Source organism: Streptomyces sp. NPDC048172 (assembly GCF_043202595.1).
Taxonomy (GTDB): domain Bacteria; phylum Actinomycetota; class Actinomycetes; order Streptomycetales; family Streptomycetaceae; genus Streptomyces.
The window spans coordinates 825,807-844,736 of record NZ_JBIDAT010000002.1; the positions used below are offsets into that span (position 1 = coordinate 825,807).

At 72.8% G+C, this 18,930-nt stretch carries 17 protein-coding genes; 10 read left to right on the forward strand and 7 right to left on the reverse strand.

Features of this window, described 5'->3' with window-relative positions; translation table 11 throughout:
- The first annotated feature begins 129 nt into the window (after positions 1-129).
- The 3 genes from mshA to ACGF3A_RS12405 all read left to right on the forward strand — a co-directional run bounded on the left by mshA (position 130) and on the right by ACGF3A_RS12405 (position 4,038).
- Complete coding sequence (gene mshA / locus ACGF3A_RS12395) at positions 130-1,497, forward strand: D-inositol-3-phosphate glycosyltransferase (protein ID WP_393728614.1); 1,368 nt, start codon at positions 130-132, stop codon at positions 1,495-1,497.
- Positions 1,490-2,017 carry a YbjN domain-containing protein gene (locus ACGF3A_RS12400; RefSeq protein WP_393729111.1) on the forward strand — a complete coding sequence of 176 codons (528 nt, stop codon included), beginning with the start codon at positions 1,490-1,492 and terminating at the stop codon, positions 2,015-2,017. The genes mshA and ACGF3A_RS12400 overlap by 8 nt, the downstream gene beginning before the upstream one ends.
- Before the next feature lie 413 nt (positions 2,018-2,430).
- Positions 2,431-4,038 carry a hypothetical protein gene (locus ACGF3A_RS12405; RefSeq protein ID WP_393728616.1) on the forward strand — a complete coding sequence of 536 codons (1,608 nt, stop codon included), beginning with the start codon at positions 2,431-2,433 and terminating at the stop codon, positions 4,036-4,038.
- On the opposite strand, the gene ACGF3A_RS12410 is transcribed toward ACGF3A_RS12405, so the two are convergent.
- Positions 3,998-5,311: an MDR family MFS transporter gene (locus tag ACGF3A_RS12410; protein WP_393728617.1), complete on the reverse strand. Its 1,314-nt coding sequence runs from the start codon at positions 5,309-5,311 to the stop codon at positions 3,998-4,000. The two genes, ACGF3A_RS12405 and ACGF3A_RS12410, sit on opposite strands and share 41 nt — an antisense overlap.
- A gap of 113 nt (positions 5,312-5,424) precedes the next feature.
- On the reverse strand, positions 5,425-6,393 hold the full coding sequence (locus tag ACGF3A_RS12415) for a PHB depolymerase family esterase (protein ID WP_393728619.1): 969 nt from the start codon (positions 6,391-6,393) through the stop codon (positions 5,425-5,427).
- 159 nt (positions 6,394-6,552) lie between these two features.
- Between ACGF3A_RS12415 and ACGF3A_RS12420 the strand changes: the two genes are divergently transcribed.
- Genes ACGF3A_RS12420 through ACGF3A_RS12430 form a run of 3 tightly spaced genes read left to right on the forward strand, consistent with a single transcriptional unit; the run spans position 6,553 to position 10,153 of the window.
- A complete protein-coding gene (locus tag ACGF3A_RS12420; protein ID WP_393728621.1) occupies positions 6,553-7,494 on the forward strand; it encodes an alpha/beta hydrolase in 942 nt (313 codons plus the stop codon).
- A 54-nt stretch (positions 7,495-7,548) separates the two neighbouring features.
- The gene (locus ACGF3A_RS12425; RefSeq protein ID WP_393728623.1) at positions 7,549-8,376 is read left to right on the forward strand and encodes a 3-hydroxybutyrate dehydrogenase; all 828 of its coding nucleotides are present in this window, start codon (positions 7,549-7,551) and stop codon (positions 8,374-8,376) included.
- 16 nt (positions 8,377-8,392) lie between these two features.
- A complete protein-coding gene (locus tag ACGF3A_RS12430; RefSeq protein WP_393729113.1) occupies positions 8,393-10,153 on the forward strand; it encodes a helix-turn-helix domain-containing protein in 1,761 nt (586 codons plus the stop codon).
- Here the strand turns inward: ACGF3A_RS12430 and ACGF3A_RS12435 are convergent.
- Positions 10,115-11,509, reverse strand: a complete 1,395-nt coding sequence (locus ACGF3A_RS12435) for an MFS transporter (RefSeq protein WP_393728624.1) — start codon at positions 11,507-11,509, stop codon at positions 10,115-10,117. The genes ACGF3A_RS12430 and ACGF3A_RS12435 overlap by 39 nt on opposite strands.
- A 102-nt stretch (positions 11,510-11,611) precedes the next feature.
- On the opposite strand from ACGF3A_RS12435, the gene ACGF3A_RS12440 reads away from it, so the two are divergent.
- On the forward strand, positions 11,612-12,370 hold the full coding sequence (locus ACGF3A_RS12440) for a phosphoglyceromutase (protein WP_393728626.1): 759 nt from the start codon (positions 11,612-11,614) through the stop codon (positions 12,368-12,370).
- Positions 12,371-12,438: 68 nt separating this feature from the next.
- On the opposite strand, the gene ACGF3A_RS12445 is transcribed toward ACGF3A_RS12440, so the two are convergent.
- A complete protein-coding gene (locus ACGF3A_RS12445) occupies positions 12,439-12,867 on the reverse strand; it encodes a nuclear transport factor 2 family protein (RefSeq protein ID WP_393728628.1) in 429 nt (142 codons plus the stop codon).
- A gap of 87 nt (positions 12,868-12,954) precedes the next feature.
- On the opposite strand from ACGF3A_RS12445, the gene ACGF3A_RS12450 reads away from it, so the two are divergent.
- Entirely contained in the window at positions 12,955-14,250 is a 1,296-nt protein-coding gene (locus ACGF3A_RS12450; RefSeq protein WP_393728630.1) for a sensor histidine kinase, read from the forward strand.
- A 121-nt stretch (positions 14,251-14,371) separates the two neighbouring features.
- On the opposite strand, the gene ACGF3A_RS12455 is transcribed toward ACGF3A_RS12450, so the two are convergent.
- Complete coding sequence (locus ACGF3A_RS12455) at positions 14,372-14,557, reverse strand: hypothetical protein (RefSeq protein ID WP_393728632.1); 186 nt, start codon at positions 14,555-14,557, stop codon at positions 14,372-14,374.
- A 144-nt stretch (positions 14,558-14,701) separates the two neighbouring features.
- Positions 14,702-15,403 carry a phosphate signaling complex protein PhoU gene (gene phoU / locus ACGF3A_RS12460; protein WP_393728634.1) on the reverse strand — a complete coding sequence of 234 codons (702 nt, stop codon included), beginning with the start codon at positions 15,401-15,403 and terminating at the stop codon, positions 14,702-14,704.
- A gap of 266 nt (positions 15,404-15,669) precedes the next feature.
- On the opposite strand from phoU, the gene ACGF3A_RS12465 reads away from it, so the two are divergent.
- Both ACGF3A_RS12465 and ACGF3A_RS12470 read left to right on the forward strand, forming a co-directional pair.
- Positions 15,670-16,977, forward strand: coding sequence for a sensor histidine kinase (locus tag ACGF3A_RS12465; RefSeq protein WP_393728636.1), 1,308 nt, complete (start codon positions 15,670-15,672; stop codon positions 16,975-16,977).
- Positions 16,974-17,654, forward strand: coding sequence for a response regulator transcription factor (locus ACGF3A_RS12470; RefSeq protein ID WP_344523514.1), 681 nt, complete (start codon positions 16,974-16,976; stop codon positions 17,652-17,654). Before ACGF3A_RS12465 ends, ACGF3A_RS12470 begins: the two co-directional genes overlap by 4 nt.
- Before the next feature lie 90 nt (positions 17,655-17,744).
- On the opposite strand, the gene ACGF3A_RS12475 is transcribed toward ACGF3A_RS12470, so the two are convergent.
- Positions 17,745-18,467, reverse strand: coding sequence for a DUF461 domain-containing protein (locus tag ACGF3A_RS12475; RefSeq protein ID WP_393728639.1), 723 nt, complete (start codon positions 18,465-18,467; stop codon positions 17,745-17,747).
- Positions 18,468-18,930 lie beyond the last annotated feature (463 nt).

The following is an 18,930-nucleotide window of genomic DNA, read 5'->3' on the forward strand; positions in this document are numbered from 1 at the left end:
GTACGGCCAGGCGCCGCGCCCTACGCGATGTCAAGATTTGGCAAAGTGGAAATGGGAAGCAACCCTTCCGCTGTTGTACGTCGAGGGCCGTTCACACGCCCCGCCCCGATCGGAGGAGGCAACGGCACCGTGAGCCAGTCAGTGTCCCGGCTCGGCCAGCGGCGTGCCCGGTCAGAGCGCGCGCCCCGACAGCCCTTCCTGCGGCTCCCCGGCCCCCGCCGGCCGCGCCGCGTGGCCATGTTCAGCGTGCACACCTCTCCGCTCCATCAGCCGGGCACCGGCGACGCGGGCGGCATGAACGTCTACATCGTGGAGCTGGCCAGGCAGCTCGCCGCGCAGGGCACCGAGGTCGAGATCTTCACCCGCGCCACCACGGGCGCCCTCGCGCCCAGCGTCGAACTGGCGCCCGGCGTCCTCGTCCGGCACATCGACGCGGGCCCGTACGAGGGACTGGCCAAGGAGGAACTTCCCGCGCAGCTCTGCGCGTTCACCCACGGCGTGATGCAGGTCTGGGCGGGCCACCGCCCCGGCTACTACGACCTGGTGCACTCCCACTACTGGCTCTCCGGCCACGTCGGCTGGCTCGCCGCCGAGCGCTGGGGCGTCCCCCTCGTCCACGCCATGCACACCATGGCCAAGGTCAAGAACGCCGCCCTGGCCGACGGCGACACCCCCGAACCCGCCGCGCGCGTCATCGGCGAGACGCAGATCGTGCGCGCCGCCGACCGGCTCATCGCCAACACCGAGGAGGAGGCCGGCGAGCTGGCCTTCCACTACGGCGCCGAGCCCTCCGGCACGGCCGTCGTGCACCCCGGCGTCAACCTCGACCGCTTCCGCCAGGCCGACGGCCGCGCCGCCGCGCGGCACCGCCTCGGCCTCCCCCAGGACGCGCTGATCCCGCTCTTCGCCGGGCGCATCCAGCCGCTCAAGGCGCCCGACGTGCTGCTGCGCGCCGTCGCCCTGCTCGTCGACGAGGACCCCTCGCTCCGCTCCCGGCTGGTCGTCCCCGTCGTCGGCGGCCCCAGCGGCAGCGGCCTCGCCAAACCGGAGGGGCTCCAGAAGCTCGCCGCGAAGCTCGGCATCGCCGACCTGGTCAGCTTCCGCCCGCCGGTCGGCCAGGAGCAGCTCGCCGACTGGTACCGCGCGGCGTCCGTCCTGGTCATGCCCTCCTACAGCGAGTCCTTCGGCCTCGTCGCCGCCGAGGCGCAGGCCTGCGGCACGCCCGTCGTCGCGGCGGCGGTCGGCGGCCTGCCGGTCGTCGTCCGGGACGGCGTCAGCGGATACCTGGTCGCGGGCCACGATCCCGCCCCGTACGCGCGGGCGCTGCGCCGCTTCGCCGCCGACCCGCACCTCGCGCCCCGCCTCGGCGAGGCCGCCGCCCGGCACGCGCAGGGCTTCGGCTGGGGCGCCGCCGCGTCCGCCACGGCGGAGGTCTACGCCGCCGCGATGCACGAACGGCGCCGTCGCCTACGATCGCTCCATGGGCTCCATGGCTGAGGGGAAGGACCCGGCGTACGCCGGGGCATGCGAGGCGATCGAACGGACGCTGGAGGACGCGGACCTGGAGTGGGAACACCCGTCCGAGGGCACGTACGTGGTCACCCTGCCGGGCACCCGCAAACTCTCCACGACCTGCGCCCTCTCGGTCGGCGCCCACTCCCTCTCGGTCAACGCCTTCGTGGTCCGCAACCCCGACGAGAACCACGCGGCGGTCCACCGCTGGCTCCTTGAGCGGAACACCCGGCTGTACGGGGTGAGTTACGCGGTGGACCGCATGGGCGACATCTACCTCGTCGCCCGCCTCCCGCTCGCCGCGGTCACCCCTGATGAAGTGGACCGGCTCCTGGGCAGCGTCCTGGAGAACGCCGACGGCTCCTTCAACACCCTTCTGGAGATGGGCTTCGCGACCTCCATCAAGCGGGAGTACGCGTGGCGTACGTCACGCGGAGAATCCACCCGAAACCTCGCCGCGTTCACCCACCTGACCAACGCCGCGTCTCCTTCGGACGCCGGGTAGGCCTTCGCCGAGCAGGGGCTGCCCCGGGCTGTGCTTCGCGGGCTGCCGCCGCGTCGTGGCTTGTCGCGCAGTTCCCCGCGCCCCTAACGGGGCACATCTTCGCTCCTCCCTCGCTGTGCTTGGGAAGTCTGCGCAAGGCGCAGGGTTGGCAAGCGCAGCCCCCCACGCCGGGTGCGTCGGTGCAAGGGCCGGGTTCGGGGTGCCCCGGGCTGTGCTTCGCGGGGTGCGAGTGCGTCGTGGCTGGGCGCGCAGTTCCCCGCGCCCCTTAATGGGCAAGCCCAAAAGTCTTGAACCCGGCGTGCCCGCGCCCCTGAGGGCAAAGGGGCAAGCCCTGGTGCGGTTGTGTCCTGCGTGGGATGCTGCGGCAACGGCCTACTACATGAACGCAGTTCATATTCATGAAAGGCGAGCTCATGGCACTCACGCGCAGGCAAGCACTCGGTACGGCCATCGCCACGGCCGGTGCGACCCTCGCCGGAACGGCGACGGCCACCGCCCGATCGTCCCTCTGGCAAGAGTTCACGGCCCACCCGTACACGCACCCGCAGATCCCCTACATAGGCCGAGCCGGCGCCCGCCAGAAGGCGGGGCGCGGGCCGACCATCGTCGTGCGCCACCCCGGCAAGGGGGACGCCGCGCCCGCGATCAACCGGGCGTTGCGGGAGGCGGGCGAGGCAGGCGGCGGCACCGTCACGCTGGAGCCCAAGACGTACGAGATCGGGGACGTCCTACGGATCGCCCACAGCGGCGTCACCCTGCGCGGCGCGGGCAGCGCCCGTACGACGCTGCGCCCGACCCGCAGCCTCACCGAGCTGATCGGCCCGTACGGCAGCCGTTACGGCGGCGACAAGTCGTCCTGGTCATGGGCGGGCGGGCTCGTCTGGGTCTGCCCGGACGCGCGCTGGAAGAGCCTCACCGGCGCGATACGGGCGAAGGAGTGGCCGTTCGAGGGCTGGACCGGGAACGCGCGGGACGAGTGGCGGGCCCTCACCGCACTCACAGAAGGCAGGCGCGGTGACTGGAGCGTACGCGTGTCCGACCCCGCCGCCCTCCGCCCCGGTCAGCTCGTCCTGCTGCGCCTCTCCGACGACGCCGACCACACCCTGCTCCGGCACATGGCGGGCGACGTCCCCGGAGCGGCCGGCTACTCCTGGTCCGACAAGACGAAACTCGTCAGCTACGTCCCGTACGAGTGGCCCGTACGGATCGAAGAGGTCAAGGGGAACGACGTACGGCTGGAGCGGCCCCTGCCGCTCGACGCGCGTACGGAGTGGCGGCCCGAACTCACCACCCTCGTCCGCCCGGTGGAGCGGTCGGCCGTCACGGGGCTGACCGTCGCGTTCGAGGAGACGGAGCAGTCGCCGCACCTGCTGGACAAGGGGTACAACGGCGTCGCGCTGCAGTGCGCGTACGACTGCCGCGTGGAGGACGTGCGCGTCGTCAACGCCGACAACGGCTTCGGGCTCGTCGCCGCCTCCGCCTGCACCCTGCGCCGCACCCGGGTCTCCGGACGGGGCAGTCACCACCCGTACTTCTGCCGGGAGGGCTCGCACGACAACCTCGTGGAGGACTTCCGTGTCGACCGCCGCACCGTCCCCGCCCCTCCCGGCACCCAGCTGCACGGCATCAACGTGGAGGGGCTCAGCAGCCACAACGTCTGGTCGCGCGGCACGATGGAGACGGGCACCTTCGACACGCACCGGGGCATGCCGTTCGCCAACGTCCGTACGGAGATCACCGTCCACAACGACGGGCGGCACGGCGGCGACGCCTCCGCCGGGCCGCTCTACGGAGCGCGGTTCACCCACTGGAACGTCACCGTCACCAACGAGCGCGCGGGCTGCGTGAAGATCGACGGGATCGCGCCGCGCAGCGCGACCGTCGGCATCAGCGAGGTCCGCGAGTTCGACCAGATCGACGAGCCGGACTTCGCGGGCGAACTGGGCGCGCGGGCCGAGTCGTACGGCGATCCGGGCGGCGTCAGGCCACGGAATCTGTACGAGGCGCAGCGGACTCTGTGACCTCCGCGGGGGCGGCGGGAGCGGCGGCGACGGGTGCCGTCTCCTCGTTCCCGAGCCGCCGCAGCAGCAGCGCGTACCCGAGTGCGGCGATCACGCCGATCACGGCGCTGGCCGTCCACAGCGTGTCCGCGCCGAAGCGGTCGATCACGAAGCCGCCCGCCAGCGGGGCGCTGAGGTTCGCCGCCGCCCAGGACATGCTGTACATGCCCTGGTAGCGCCCCCTGCCGTGCACCGGCGAGAGCCGCACGACGAGCCCCATCTGGGTCGGGGTGTTGATGACCTCGCCGACCGTCCAGACGAGGACGGCGAAGACGAAGAACGGCACCGTGTCGGCGAAGGCGTTGAGTCCGAAGCCGAAGCCGACCAGCAGCGAGGAGACCACCAGCACCCCGCCCGGTTCGCGCTTCTCGATGAGCCGGGTGACGGGGAGCTGGATGAGGACGATCAGCACCCCGTTGACGGCGATGGCCATGCCGAAGTCGCTGCTGGAGAAGCCCTGGCGGCCCATGGCGACGGGGAGCGCGACGAAGGCCTGCTGGATGAGCGTGGCGACGAGCAGGCTCAGCGCGACGACCGTCATGAAACGGCCGTCGCGCAGCACCGTTCCCATCGACACCCGCCGGTCGTCCTGCTTCTCGCCCGCGAGCGGCACGGCCGAGCGGTCCGGGCGCGACTCCGGGATCTTGACGAAGACGAGGATCGCGCAGGCCAGCACCATCGCCGACTCGGTGAAGAAGAGCAGGTGGTAGCTGTACTGCGCGATCAGCCCGGCTGCCGTCGAGGAGACCGCGAAGCCCAGATTGATCGCCCAGTAGTTGAGCGCGAACGCCCGCACCCGGTCCCCGGGCGCGACCATGTCCGCGATCATCGCCTGCACGGCGGGCCGCGAGGCGTTGCTGGACATCCCGACGAGCGCCGCCACGGCCGCGATCGCCACCGGGTGCGTCATCAGGCTCAGCGCCGCCACCGAGGCCGCCGTCGACAGCTGCGCGAGCAGCAGCGTGGGCCGCCGCCCCAGCCGGTCGGTCAGCACCCCGGCCCCGATCGAGGAGACGACCCCGCCCGCCCCGTAGAGCGCGCCGACGAGTCCCGCGTACGAGGCCGAGTAGCCTCGCTCGATGGTCAGGTACAGCGCCAGGAAGGTCGACACGAAGGCGCCCAGCCGGTTGACGAGCGTGCTCGTCCACAGCCACCAGAACGCGCGCGGCATGCCGCCCACACTCTCCGACAGGCTCCGTCTGAGCCCGCTCAAGGACAGGTGCGCGGTGGCCATGGTGCTCCCCCTGGGACGCCGTGGATCATGGAATGTAAGTGGCGGTCAGCTGCTGCGTAAATTACGCACGGACCAGGGGGAACGCCATCGGATTGACGGGCGCCGTCAATCCATCATGTGAGACCCCAGTCGCGCGTGATGTACGCGCTGGAGCAGAGGGTGTCGAGGAAGTGCGCGCCCGCCTTGCCGCAGCCCTCGGAGGGCTTGACCGGGGTGCCGTGGGTCATGCCCTCCACCCGGTAGTCGCGTACGACCGTGGTGCCGTCGGCGTCCTGGTGGTCGGACTGGGTGGTGCCCCCGGGGAGGTCGTGGGTCGCGTCAGGCTTCTGGTCGGCGCCGAGGACGTCGGTCCACTGGTCGACCGACTCGGTGGCGTTGGCGGGCGCGACGGTGGTGTCGGCCGTGCCGTGCCAGACGGAGACGGTGGGGCGCCGCCCCTCGTACCCCGGGTGCGCATTCCGTACGAGGTCGCCCCAGGCGGCCGGGGACTTGTCCACGCCGGGATTCATGCAGGTGAACGCCCCGACGACCGAGGTCGCGCAGCCGTGCGGGATGCCCGCGACGACCGCGCCGCCCGCGTACGTGTCCGGGTACGAGGCGAGGAGCGCCGAGGTCATGCCGCCGCCCGCCGACAGACCTGTCACGTAGACGCGGGACTTGTCGGCCTTCAGGCTCTGGACGGTGTGGTCGACCATCTGCTGCACCGAGGCGGCCTCGCCCTTGCCGCGCGCGGTGTCGCCGGACTGGAACCAGTTGAAGCACTTGTTCGCGTTGTTCGCCGTCTCCTGCTGCGGCGCGACGACGGCGAAGCCGCGTTCGTCGGCGAACTTCTTCCAGCCCGCGCCGTCGAAGTACGTCGCCGCGTCCTGCGTGCAGCCGTGCAGGACGACCACGACGGGACGGTTCTCGGCGAGGCCGTCGGGCACGTAGCGGTACATCGAGAGGGCGCCGGGGTTCGCGCCGAAGTCGGAGATCCGTTCGAGGGCCGCCTTCGGGGCCTCGGCCGCGTTCACCGCTGTGACTGTCGTGGCGAGCGTGAGAGTCGTCAGCAGCAGGGCCGTCGTGCGCGGTACGGCTCGCATGCGGGGGCTCCTTCCGGTGTGGGGGTGGAGGGACCGCCGTACCGTAGGGCGGCGCGCCCCACCGGCCGAACGGGCCGTCGCGCCACGACGGTTGGGGCGCGGATGTGCGGGGGCCACATTGCGGGGCGCGCTGTCGGAGGCGACGTTCATACTGGCCGGATGAGTGAGCGCCGCCGATCACCACACCAGTTCGCCGTCCCCGTCCGGGGCGGTGACCTCTCCGTCGCGCACTGGGCGGGGGCCGAGGGTCCCGCCGACGGGCCCGTGCTCGTCGCCCTGCACGGCATCACCGCGAACGGACACATGTTCGCGCCCCTGGCGGATGCCCTCGGCGACGGGCCGGGGCCGTACGTGCCGGGGCTGTACGCGCCGGACCTGCGTGGCCGCGCGGAGAGCGCCGCGCTCCCGGGGCCGTACGGGCTGGGGGCGCACGTGGCCGACGTGATCGCGCTGCTCGACCACATCGGGCGCGAACGGGCCGTGCTGGTGGGGCACTCCATGGGCGCCTTCGTCGCCGCGCTCGCCGCAGCGCGGCATCCCGACCGCGTCGCGGCCACCGTCCTGGTCGACGGCGGGCTCGGCTTCCCGCCGCCCGAGACGGACGAGGGCGCCGGGATCGACGCCCTGCTGGAGGCCGTCATCGGCCCCGCCATGCGCCGCCTGTCCATGACCTTCCCGGACCGCGACAGCTACGCGGGCTTCTTCGCCGAGCACCCGGCGCTCCGCCCCCTGTGGAACGAGAGCATCCGTGCGCACTTCGACCGGGACCTCGTCGGCACCCCGCCCGAGCTGCGCAGCAGCTGCGTGGTCGAGGCCGTGCGCGCGGACGGCGCCGATGTGCTGGCCGACCCCGAGACCCTCGGCGCGCTGCACCGGCCGGGCCCGCCCGCGACGCTGCTGTGGGCCGAGCGCGGCATGCTGGACGAGCCCCAGGGGCTGTACGACGAGGGGCGGATCGCCGCCGCCGGGCTCGACCCGGCCCGGGTCACGGCCCGCAGGCTCGACGGCACCAACCACTACTCGGTGCTGCTCGCGCCCGGCAGCGCCCGCCTGACGGCCGACGCCGCGCGCGTGTACCTCGGGCACACCCCCGAGGGCTGAAGAGTGGCCGCCGGGCACATCGGGGGAGGCCTCCGCGCTGCCTAGGTTGGCCGTATGACGCCTGACGCGCCCGTCCCGCCTGCCCTGCCCGCTCCCCTCTCCGTCCCGCGCTCCGTCCGCCTCGACCTCTCCGGCCGTACCGCGCTCGTCACCGGCGCCGCCAGCGGCATCGGCCGCGCCTGCGCGCTGCGCCTCGCCGCCGCGGGCGCCACGGTCCGCGCCGTCGACCGCGACGAGCGGGGCCTGAAGGAGCTGCGGGAGGCCGAGGGCACGGGCGCGGTCGAGCCGTTCCCGCTCGACCTCACCGCGCCGGACGGGCTGGACGCCGCGGAGGACGCCGCCCACGGCACCGACGTGCTCGTCAACGGCGCGGGCACCCAGCTCGTACGCCCCCTGGAGGAGTTCCCGCCCGAGGTCTTCCGGGCCATGCTCACGCTGATGCTGGAGGCGCCGTTCCGGCTGACCCGGGGCGCGCTGCCGGGGATGTACGGGCGGGGCTGGGGCCGCGTCGTCCACCTCTCCTCCGTGCACGGCCTGCGCGCCTCCGCGTACAAGGCGGCGTACGTCGCGGCCAAGCACGGGCTCGAAGGGCTCTCCAAGGTCACCGCGCTGGAGGGCGCCCCGCACGGCGTGACCTCGAACTGCGTGAGCCCCGCCTACGTCCGTACGCCCCTGGTCGAGCGGCAGATCGCCGACCAGGCGGCGGCGCACGGGATCACGCCGGAGCGCGTGGTCACCGACGTGATGCTCGCGGACTCCGCGCTGAAGCGGCTGCTGGAGCCGGAGGAGGTCGCCGAGGCGGTCGCGTATCTGTGCGCGCCCGAGGCGTCGTTCGTCACCGGCGCCTCACTGCCCCTCGACGGCGCCTGGACCGCGCACTGATCATGTGTCCGTGCCCATGAACGACGTCCCCGACCACGACTGCTCGGGCTGCCGCGCGCTCCGCGCCGAACTGGAGGGCACGCGGCGCCGGGAGGCCGAGCTGACGGCGCTCTTCGAGACCGTGCACGACCTCGCGGGGCTGCGCGACCTGGACGATGTGCTGCGGGCGATCGTGCGCCGCGCCCGCGCCCTGCTGCGTACCGAGGTCGCGTACATGACGCTGACCGACCCCGAGCGCGGCGACACCTACATGCGGGTCACCGACGGCTCCGTCTCCGCCCGCTTCCAGCAGCTCCGGCTCGGCATGGGGGAGGGGCTGGGCGGCCTCGTCGCGCAGACGGCCCGCCCGTACGTCAGCGACGACTACCCGCGCGACGCCCGCTTCCAGCACACCGACCTCATCGACACCGCCGTCGGCGAGGAGGGCCTGATCGCGATCCTCGGCGTGCCGCTGCTGCTGCGCGGGCGCGAGGTCATCGGCGTGCTCTACGCGGCCGACCGCAGGGCACGGGTCTTCGAGCCCGAACAGATCGCGCTGCTGCGCTCGTTCGCCGCGCACGCGGCCGTCGCGATCGACAACGCGCGCCTGCTCACCGAGACCCGGCAGGCCCTCTCCGGGCTGCGCGCCGCCAACGGGACCATCCAGCGCGCCGGTGACGTGCACGACCGCCTCACCGAGCTGGTGCTGCGCGGCGGCGGCGTCACCGAGGTCGCCACGGCGCTCGCCGAGGTGCTGGGCGGCCACGTCGAGTTCACCGAGTTCACGGAGTCCCCGGGCGCGGCCTGGGCCGGGCCCGTCGAGCGTTCCCGGCGCGACGGGCACGCGGTGCGCGAGGGCGACACCTGGATCGCCGCCGTCTCCGCGAGCGGCGAACTGCTGGGCGCCCTCGTCCTGCACGGCCACGCCGACCTCGCCCCCGTCGACCAGCGCACCCTGGAGCGCGCCGCGATGGTCACCTCGCTCCTCCAGCTCGCCCGCCGCTCCGCCGGGGAGGCCGAGCACCGCGTACGGGGCGAACTGCTCGACGACCTGCTGGACGCCTCCAAGCGCGACCCGCGCCTGCTGCGCGAACGGGCCTCCCGCGTCGACGCCGACCTCGACACCGCGCACACCGTCCTCGCCGCCCGCCTCGACGCGGCCGACCCCGCCGACCGGCAGCGCCTCTGGTCGGCCGCCTCCCACCTGGCCGCCACCCGGCACGGCCTGGCCGCGGCCCGCGACGGCGGCACGGTCCTGCTGCTGCCCTCGGGGGACTCGCCCGAGGAGGTGTCCCGCCTCGCCCGCCAGGTCGCCGTCCAGCTCGGCACGGCCCTCGCCGCGCCCGTCACCGTCGGCGCCTCGGCCCCCGTCGCCGCGCCCGCCGCCGAGCCGGGCGCGGTGGCCGCCGCGTACCCGGAGGCGCTGCGCTGCCTGGACGCGCTGGTCCGCCTCGGCCGTACGGGCGAGGGCGCCGCCGCCGACGACCTGGGCTTCCTCGGGATGCTGCTCACCGACGGGCGCGACGTCGGCGGCTTCGTGCGCCGCACCATCGGCCCGGTCCTCGACTACGACGCGCGGCGCGGCACCGAACTGGTCGCGACCCTGGACGCCTACTTCACCAGCGCCATGAGCCCCGTACGGGCCAAGGACCTGCTGCACGTCCACGTGAACACCGTCGCCCAGCGGCTCGACCGGGTGGCCAGGCTGCTGGGCGACGACTGGCAGTCCCCTGCCCGCGCGCTGGAGATCCAGCTCGCGCTACGGCTGCACCGCCTTACGGGCACGCTCACCGGCTGAGGTCTCGTCGACGGGCCCGTCCGCGGGCTCATCGGCGCCCACCGAGTCCAGGTCCCGGAACCGCGTCTCCTTTGCGCACGCGAGGGCCAGGACCGTGAGCAGCGCGGCGGCGATCACGTACACCCCGACCATCGCGGGCCCGTCGTACTCGGCGAGCAGCGCCGTCGCGATCATCGGCGCGGGCGCCCCGGCGGCGACGGAGGAGAACTGCGCCCCGATCGAAGCCCCCGAGTACCGCATCCGCGTCGCGAACAGCTCCGAGAAGAAGGCGGCCTGGGGCGCGTACATCGCCCCGTGCAGCACCAGCCCGACGGTCGTCGCGAGCACCATCGACCCGAAGCTCTTGGAGTCGAGCAGCGCGAAGTACGGGAAGATCCACGCCCCCACGCCCACGGCCCCGAGCAGATAGACGGGCCGCCGCCCCACCCGGTCGGAGAGCGCGCCCCACATCGGGATGACGGCGAAGTGCACGGCGGAGGCGATGAGGACGGCGTTGAGCGCGGTCTGCTGGGAGAGGTCGAGGTGGTCGGTGGCGTAGACGAGGATGAACGCGGTCAGCACGTAGAAGCTGATGTTCTCCGCCATCCGCGCGCCCATCGCGACCAGCACGTCGCGCCAGTGGTGCCGCAGCACGGCGAGCAGCGGCATCTCCTCGGCGGCCGTGTCCCTCTCCTTCTTCCGGGCCTCCTCACGGGCCCGGGCCGCCTTGAAGACCGGGGACTCGTCCACGGCCAGCCGTATCCAGAGCCCGAGCAGCACCAGCACGCCGGAGAGCAGGAACGGCACACGCCAGCCCCAGCTCTCGAACGCCGCGTCCGACAGCAGCGCGGTCAGCACCGCCAGTACGGCCGTGGCCAGCAGCTGCCCGGCGGGCGCGCCCGTCTGCGGCCACGAGGCCCAGAAGCCGCGCCGCCGCGCGTCCCCGTGCTCGGAGACCAGCAGCACGGCGCCGCCCCACTCGCCGCCCAGCGCGAAGCCCTGCACGAGGCGCAGCGTCGTCAGCAGTACGGGCGCGAGCCCGCCCACCGTCGCGTGGGTCGGCAGCAGGCCGATCGCGAACGTCGCGCCGCCCATCATCAGCAGGCTGACCACCAGCAGCTTCTTCCGGCCGATCCGGTCGCCGTAGTGCCCGAAGACGAGCGCGCCGACCGGCCGCGCCGCGAAGCCCACGGCGTAGGTCAGGAACGACAGCAGGGTGCCGACGAGCGGATCGGAGTCGGGGAAGAACAGCTTGTTGAAGACCAGCGCCGCGGCCGAGCCGTAGAGGAAGAAGTCGTACCACTCGATCGTGGTGCCGACGAGGCTGGCGGCGACGACGCGGCGCAGCGAGCGGGAATCCGGTGGGGAGGAGGTCATACCGCGGACCGTAGAAAGGAATCCCCGCCCCACCCATGTGTGCGGGGACCACAGCGGGTGGCCCGGACACCGGCGCGCACCACACCCAGTACGCTCGAAGGCATGGCCGACGCACCGTACAAGCTGATCCTCCTCCGCCACGGCGAGAGCGAGTGGAACGCGAAGAACCTGTTCACCGGCTGGGTGGACGTGAACCTCACCGAGAAGGGCGAGAAGGAGGCGGTCCGCGGCGGAGAGCTGCTGAAGGACGCCGGCCTGCTGCCCGACGTCGTCCACACCTCGGTGCAGAAGCGCGCGATCCGCACAGCCCAGCTCTCCCTGGAGTCCGCCGACCGCCACTGGATCCCGGTCCACCGCAGCTGGCGCCTGAACGAGCGCCATTACGGCGCCCTCCAGGGCAAGGACAAGGCCCAGACCCTGGCCGAGTTCGGCGAGGAGCAGTTCATGCTCTGGCGCCGCTCGTACGACACCCCGCCGCCGGAGCTCGCCGACGGCGCCGAGTTCTCCCAGAGCGGCGACCCGCGCTACGCGAACATCCCCAGCGAGCTGCGCCCCCGCACCGAGTGCCTCAAGGACGTCGTCGAGCGGATGCTGCCGTACTGGTACGACGGCATCATCCCGGACCTCCTCGCGGGCCGCACCGTCCTGGTCGCCGCCCACGGCAACTCGCTCCGCGGCCTGGTCAAGCACCTCGACGGCATCTCCGACGAGGACATCTCAGGCCTGAACATCCCCACCGGCATCCCCCTGGCCTACGAGCTGGACGCCGACTTCCACCCGCTCAAAAAGGGCGGCACCTACCTCGACCCGACCGCCGCCCAGGCGGCCATCGAGGCCGTGAAGAACCAGGGCAAGAAGTAGCCGTACCGCACAGCCAGTCGCGAGCGGGCCCCTGTCCTCGGACAGGGGCCCGCTCGCGTGCGGGGGCGTCAGGGGGTGCAGGCCGCGGCGACCGAGAGGCTGTTCTCGTAGAGGTGGTGGCGGGTGATGCGGCCGTTCTCGACGGTGAGGCGGAGGGCGAAGGGGCCCTCGAAGGACTTGCCGGTCGCGCGGACGGTGCCCGCCAGGTGGCCCATCAGGACGGCGTCGTGACCGTCGACGAGGATCGTGTCGATGGAGACCTTGGCGTCCTCCGGCACCGTGTGCTCGGCCATGTCGTCGGCCTGGACGGCGCAGTCGGCGGCGGTGGTGCGGGGGCGTATCCAGGGCACGACCGGGTTCTCGGCGAGCAGCCAGTCGACCTCGTCGGCGAAGAGCGCGGTGAGCCCCTCGGTGTCCCCGGCGATGCGGAGGTCGAAGAACTTCTGGACGGCGGCCCGGGTGGCGTCAGCGGCGGTGTCAGCGGCGGTGGTGTTCATGGGGATCAGCTTGCCCGGGCGCCCCGGAGGTGTCGATTACGCCGAAGGTAAGGCGACCGGCCGCCGCTTTCCCCATAGGCTCAAGAGGTGAGCTTCTTCCTGCCCGGTGAGCTGGTGGACGGCGGCACCGGCGGCGGGCGGCCGCGCCGTACGGCCCGTGACTGGGTGGTCGACGGGCTCCTGTTCCTCTGGGCCGTCGGCTGGTGGATGGGCATGACCGCGCTCCTCCAGGAGCACGCCTACCTGCCGCACTGGCTCGTCCTGCTCGACCCGTGGCTGGGCGGCGCGCTCTGCCTCGCGCTGTGGTGGCGCCGCAGCCACCCGCTGGCCGTCGCGCTGCTGGCCGTACCGGCCGGGGCGCTGACCGACAGCGCGTTCGGGGCGCTGTCCGTCGTCATCCTCAACACGGCGATGCGGCTGCCCTTGCGCCGCGCCGTGCTGGTGCTGGTGGCCTACCTGGTCACCGTCGCCCCGTACCTGCTGGTCTACACGGTGCCGCACGAGGGCGGCTGGCCGGTCGGCGCCTTCGCCCTCGCGTACTACCTGGTCTTCTTCGCCTGGGGGCGGGCCGCGCGGGCCCGGCGCCAGCTCGTACTGCGGCTGCGGCAGGACGCCGAGCGGGAGCGCGCCGACCACGCGCGGCGCCTCGTGGACGCGCGCCGCGCCGAGCGCCGCGCCATCGCGCGCGAGATGCACGACGTGCTCGCGCACCGGATCTCTCTGCTCTCCGTGCACGCGGGCGCGCTCGCGTACCGCACCAAGCAGACGGCGGCGGGCGCGGGCTCGGCGCTGGACGAGGCGGAGATCGCCGAGAGCGCCGGGGTGATCAGGGACAACGCGCACCAGGCGCTCGACGAGCTGCGCGAGGTGCTGCACGTGCTGCGCGCCGACGAGGAGGACGACGAGCACGGCCCGGCGTCCGGCGCGACCGTCGGCACCGGCGGGGCCGCCACCCGGCCGCAGCCGGGGCTGTCCAGCATCGCGGCGCTGGTCAGCGAGGCGCGGGAGGCGGGCCAGCGGGTGCGGTACGAGGACGCGCTGCCAGAGGGCGCCGCGCCGCCGCGCCCGCAGCTCCAGCGCACGGCCTACCGCGTCGTCCAGGAGGGCCTGACCAACGCCCGTAAGCACGCGCCCGGCAGCGAGGTCACCGTCCGCCTCACCGGCAGTCCGGGGAACGGCCTGACGCTGCGGGTCAGCAACCCGCTCCCGGCGGGCGTCCCCCGTACGGGCACGGGTACGGGCACGGGCATCCCCGGCGCGGGCGCCGGGCTCACGGGACTGCACGAGCGCCTCGAACTGGAGGACGGCACGCTGCACCACGGCGTCGACCAGGGAGCGTTCACCCTGCTCGCACGCCTGCCCTGGCCGCTACGCGCCCCGTAAGGCAGGAGAACGCCCACGTCGCGGGGCCCTGACCCGTCGAACCGGCCAGGGCCCCGCGAGGCCCCGTGGGGGGGCTGGGAAGCAGTACGGATTTCCCTGAGACGCCTCAGCCGCTCAGCGCTCAGCCGCAGCAGCCGCCGCACTGGCAGGGGCCTCCGGACTGGCATCCGCACCCGCACCCCGGACCGCACCCGCACGCGCCGAGCAGGGGGAGCACCTGCCGCCGACGGGGCGTGGGGGACGGGGGCGGTCCGGACGAGCGGAGCGACTGCGGAGTGGTCGGGGCAGGCTTCCGGGAGTCAGCCATGGTTCCCTCCTTGGCCTCCTGGCCTCCATGAATCAGGCGCGGGCTCTCCCATTGCACGCCCCCCGACCACGGGCGCATCAAGGGCGCAGAGGAGCACACGCCGCCCTGCGTCAGTCCGGAAACCGCCCGGGGCGCGTCCGCGCGCTACGCCGACTCGACGGGCGCCGTGCCGTCGTTGTTGGCCCCGAGCGCCGGGTCGATCTCGTCCGCGTAGTCCCCGGTGACGAGGTAGACCACGCGGCGGGCCACCGACACGGCGTGGTCGGCGAACCGCTCGTAGTAGCGGCCCAGCAGCGTCACGTCGACGGCGGTCTCGATGCCGTGCTTCCAGCGGTCGTCCATCAGGTGCTGGAAGAGCGTGCGGTGCAGCAGGTCCATGGCGTCGTCGTCCTGCTCCAGTTGCATGGCCAGGTCGACGTCCTTGGTGATGATGACCTCGGCGGCCTTCGCCATCAGGCGCTGCGCGAGCTGCCCCATCTCCAGCAGCGTGGCCTGGAGGTCGCGCGGCACCGGCGACTCGGGGAAGCGGAGCCTGGCGACCTTGGCGACGTGCTGGGCCAGGTCGCCGGAGCGCTCCAGGTCCGCGCTCATCCGCAGCGAGGTCACCACGATCCGCAGATCCGTGGCCACGGGCTGCTGGCGGGCCAGGAGCTGTATCGCCCGGGTCTCCAGGTCACGCTGGAGGTCGTCCACCTTCTCGTCGGCGGCGATGACGCTCTCGGCGAGCTTCAGGTCCGCGTCCAGCATCGCCGTGGTGGCGCGGCCGATGGCGGAGCCGACGAGCCGGGCCATCTCGACCAGGCTGTCCCCGATCGAGTCCAGCTCCTCGTGGTACGCGTCCCGCATAGCTGTCCTTCTTTCGTTCCTGAGTTCCTGGTTCCTGGGCTCATGAGTACTGCATTCCGGGGGTGCCGGAGGTACCGAACCCCTGGACAACTGTGATCGTCACACCGGGCTCCCGCCCTACGCTCCCACGGTCCGCCCGAAATGCGACCGGCTCCGGCATCCACGGTGAACCCGAGGCCCCCTCCGGGTTAACACTGGGCGACAGCTCTCCGCGTCAGCCCAGGGAGGGCTGGGGAGCTCTCCCCGAAGGCGCATAACCTGGATGTATGGACGTGAACGCGGCGGTCGCCGCAGCGGCAGCGATAGCCGGGCTCTGCACCGGCGTCATCGCCATGCTGGCGTTCCGCTGGAGCGAGCGTGAGCAGGCCCGCCCCACGCGGACCTCGCTGCACACCGCCACCGGCGGCCCCGCGCTGCCCCCGGGCGTCGACACCGTCCTTTCCGTGCTGCGCTCCTCCGCCGTGGTGCTGGACGAGAGCGACGCGGTGGTCAAGGCCAGCTCGGCGGCGTACGCGCTGGGGCTGGTGCGCGGCGGCAGGCTCGCCGTCGAGCCGATGCTCCAGATGGCGCGCGACACCCGCCGCGACGGGGAGATACGCCAGGTCGAGCTCGACCTCCCCCGGCGCGGCACGGGAAGAGGTGATGCCCTCGCGGTCTCCGCACGCGTGGCTCCGCTCGGCTCCCGTCTGGTGCTGCTCCTGGTGGAGGACCTGACGGAGGCCCGCAGGATCGAGGCCGTACGCCGCGACTTCGTCGCCAATGTCAGCCATGAGCTCAAGACCCCCGTCGGCGCCCTCTCGCTGCTCTCCGAGGCCGTCATGGACGCCGCCGACGAGCCGGACGCCGTGCAGCGCTTCGCGGGCCGGATGCAGAACGAGGCGACGCGGCTCACCAGCCTCGTCCAGGAGCTCATCGACCTCTCCCGGGTGCAGAACGACGACCCGCTGGAGGACTCCGAGTCCGTCCGCGTCGACGAACTGGTGACCGAGGCCATCGAGCGCAGCCGCCAGGCCGCCGAGGGCAAGCAGATCACGCTGGGCGCGGGCGGTACCGAGGGCCTGCACGTCTGGGGCAACCGCGGCCAGCTCGCCGCCGCGCTCGGCAATCTCGTCGAGAACGCGGTCAACTACTCACCGGCCCGCACCCGGGTCGGGCTCGCCGGGCGCCGGATAGCGGCGCCGGGCGGAGACCTCGTCGAGATCGCCGTCACCGACCAGGGCATCGGCATCTCGGAGAGGGACAAGGAGCGGATCTTCGAGCGGTTCTACCGCGTCGACCCGGCCCGCTCCCGGGCCACGGGAGGGACCGGTCTCGGTCTCTCCATCGTCAAGCACGTGGCCGCCTCGCACGGCGGGGAGGTCACCGTCTGGAGCGCCGAGGGCCAGGGCTCCACCTTCACCCTGCGGCTGCCGGAGGCAGGCAGCGCCCGGGAGAAGGCCGAGGCGGACCGGCAGGGCCGGAACCGTCTGTCAGGCGCGCTCAAGGAACCTGCCGCCTTCGAAGACGAGGAGCGGCCCCATTTCGAATCCGAAGAAACAGACGAACCCCTGTCTGCCCCGGAGGTCCGGCCGTGACCCGAGTGCTCGTCGTCGAGGACGAGGAATCGTTCAGCGACGCACTGTCGTACATGCTGCGCAAGGAAGGTTTTGAGGTCGCTGTGGCGGCCACGGGTCCGGATGGGCTCGACGAGTTCGAGCGGAACGGGGCCGACCTCGTGCTGCTCGACCTGATGCTGCCGGGGCTGCCCGGCACGGAGGTGTGCCGCCAGCTGCGCGGCCGCTCCAACGTCCCGGTGATCATGGTGACCGCCAAGGACAGCGAGATCGACAAGGTCGTCGGGCTGGAAATAGGAGCCGACGACTACGTGACGAAGCCCTTCTCCTCGCGCGAGCTGGTCGCGCGCGTACGGGCCGTGCTGCGCCGGCGCGGCGAGCCGGAGGAGGTCACCCCGGCGGCCCTGGAGGCGGGCCCCGTCCGGATGGACGTGGACCGGCATGTGGTGACGGTCGGCGGCGGCAAGGTCGATCTGCCGCTCAAGGAGTTCGACCTGCTGGAGATGCTGCTGCGCAACGCGGGCCGCGTGCTGACCCGTATGCAGCTCATCGACCGCGTCTGGGGCGCCGACTACGTGGGCGACACCAAGACCCTCGACGTCCACGTCAAGCGCCTCCGCGCCAAGATCGAGCCCGACCCGGGCGCCCCGCGCTACCTGGTCACGGTCCGGGGGCTGGGCTACAAGTTCGAGCCGTAGGCCGCGGCCGTAAGCCGTACGCACACGACGGAGCGCCGCCACCCCGAGGAGGGGGGACGGCGCTCCGTCGTACGTGCCTACGGACCGGGCTCAGTGCCCGGCGTTCGCGCCCTGGGTCGCGGAGGCGGTGGCGTTGGCGCCCGGCGAGGCGGACGCGTCCGCGCCGTCGCGGCCCTTCTCGTCGGCGTTGGGGTTCGGCTCGCCCTCACGGACGCCCTCGCGCTCGCCGTTCTGGCCCTTCTCGCCCTTCTCACCCGGCGAGGCGTTCTCGGTCGGCTTCGCCGTGCCCTCGGGGATCGAGGGGCCCACGCTCGGGCCGACGTTGTCGTGGCCGTGCTTCGCGGGCACGACCGTGACGCGCATCTTCACGGTGCCGGTGCTGCTGAGGTCGAAGGCGACCGCGTGCGCGTTGCCGTCCCGGACCCCGGCGGCCTTGGAGTCGGTGAGCAGGGCCGAGGCGTTGTTCTTGCCGCCCAGCGCCAGGGAGCCGCCCGCCGGGACGGTGAGCCGCTTCTCGCCCTTGGCGGGGCTCAGCTCGGCGCGGCCCGCTGAGCCCACGGTCACGGTCCTGAGGACCTGGTCCTTGTTCCCGTCGTTGAAGATCCGGCCGGTCACGGTGGCCGGACCGGAACCCTCCGGCTCGGTGACGATGTTGACGTTCTGGATCTTGATGTCGCCGACCGTCTTGGCGGCGTTGTCGGGCTTGACCTCCAGCGTCTGAGCGCTGTTCCCCGCACCACAGGCGGTCAGCGTGGCGACGGCGAGCGCGAGGGTGGTGGCGGCGAGGGTGCCGCGTCGAAGGCTGCTGCTCACGGCGGCGGCAACTCCTAGGCGAGCTTGGGCGGCGGCACCGGGGATCGCGGGCGAGCGCGGTCGCGCACGTGCCGAGCGCGTACGGATGGGCGTTTCGTGCGCGCTCAGGTTACCGACAGCCCGGGGGCGTCCCGCACCCGACCCTCCAACTCGCCCGCGTGTCACCGCTGAATACGCCCCGTACGGCATCACCGGAGGCATCCGTACGGGCGATTCCCGGGAATACGTGGGGGCTTCAAGAATTGATCAACAGCGCTCTCTCGGGGGCTCTCGGGACGCCTTTGATCAATTCTTGGGAAAGGCGTAACAACGGCCGAAGTGGAGTCTCGCTACAGCGGGACAAAACGGTCAACAGGCGGCGCGTCAGGGGGCTTCCCGGAGCGTGAGAGGCGCGTTTCCCGGCGTGTGCAGACCCGCTCCCACCTGCGAATACCCGCTTGCAATGACCGGCCGATGCACGATA

Coding starts and splice junctions, on each gene's coding strand:
- ACGF3A_RS12400 (WP_393729111.1), top strand. CDS start 1,490: ATGGCTGAGGGGAAGGACCCGGCGTACGCCGGGGCATGCGAGGCGATC.
- ACGF3A_RS12445 (WP_393728628.1), bottom strand. CDS start 12,867: ATGAACACCACCGCCGCTGACACCGCCGCTGACGCCACCCGGGCCGCC.
- ACGF3A_RS12415 (WP_393728619.1), bottom strand. CDS start 6,393: ATGCGAGCCGTACCGCGCACGACGGCCCTGCTGCTGACGACTCTCACG.
- ACGF3A_RS12425 (WP_393728623.1), top strand. CDS start 7,549: ATGACGCCTGACGCGCCCGTCCCGCCTGCCCTGCCCGCTCCCCTCTCC.
- ACGF3A_RS12440 (WP_393728626.1), top strand. CDS start 11,612: ATGGCCGACGCACCGTACAAGCTGATCCTCCTCCGCCACGGCGAGAGC.
- phoU (WP_393728634.1), bottom strand. CDS start 15,403: ATGCGGGACGCGTACCACGAGGAGCTGGACTCGATCGGGGACAGCCTG.
- ACGF3A_RS12430 (WP_393729113.1), top strand. CDS start 8,393: ATGAACGACGTCCCCGACCACGACTGCTCGGGCTGCCGCGCGCTCCGC.
- ACGF3A_RS12435 (WP_393728624.1), bottom strand. CDS start 11,509: ATGACCTCCTCCCCACCGGATTCCCGCTCGCTGCGCCGCGTCGTCGCC.
- ACGF3A_RS12465 (WP_393728636.1), top strand. CDS start 15,670: ATGGACGTGAACGCGGCGGTCGCCGCAGCGGCAGCGATAGCCGGGCTC.
- ACGF3A_RS12410 (WP_393728617.1), bottom strand. CDS start 5,311: ATGGCCACCGCGCACCTGTCCTTGAGCGGGCTCAGACGGAGCCTGTCG.
- ACGF3A_RS12455 (WP_393728632.1), bottom strand. CDS start 14,557: ATGGCTGACTCCCGGAAGCCTGCCCCGACCACTCCGCAGTCGCTCCGC.
- ACGF3A_RS12405 (WP_393728616.1), top strand. CDS start 2,431: ATGGCACTCACGCGCAGGCAAGCACTCGGTACGGCCATCGCCACGGCC.
- ACGF3A_RS12420 (WP_393728621.1), top strand. CDS start 6,553: ATGAGTGAGCGCCGCCGATCACCACACCAGTTCGCCGTCCCCGTCCGG.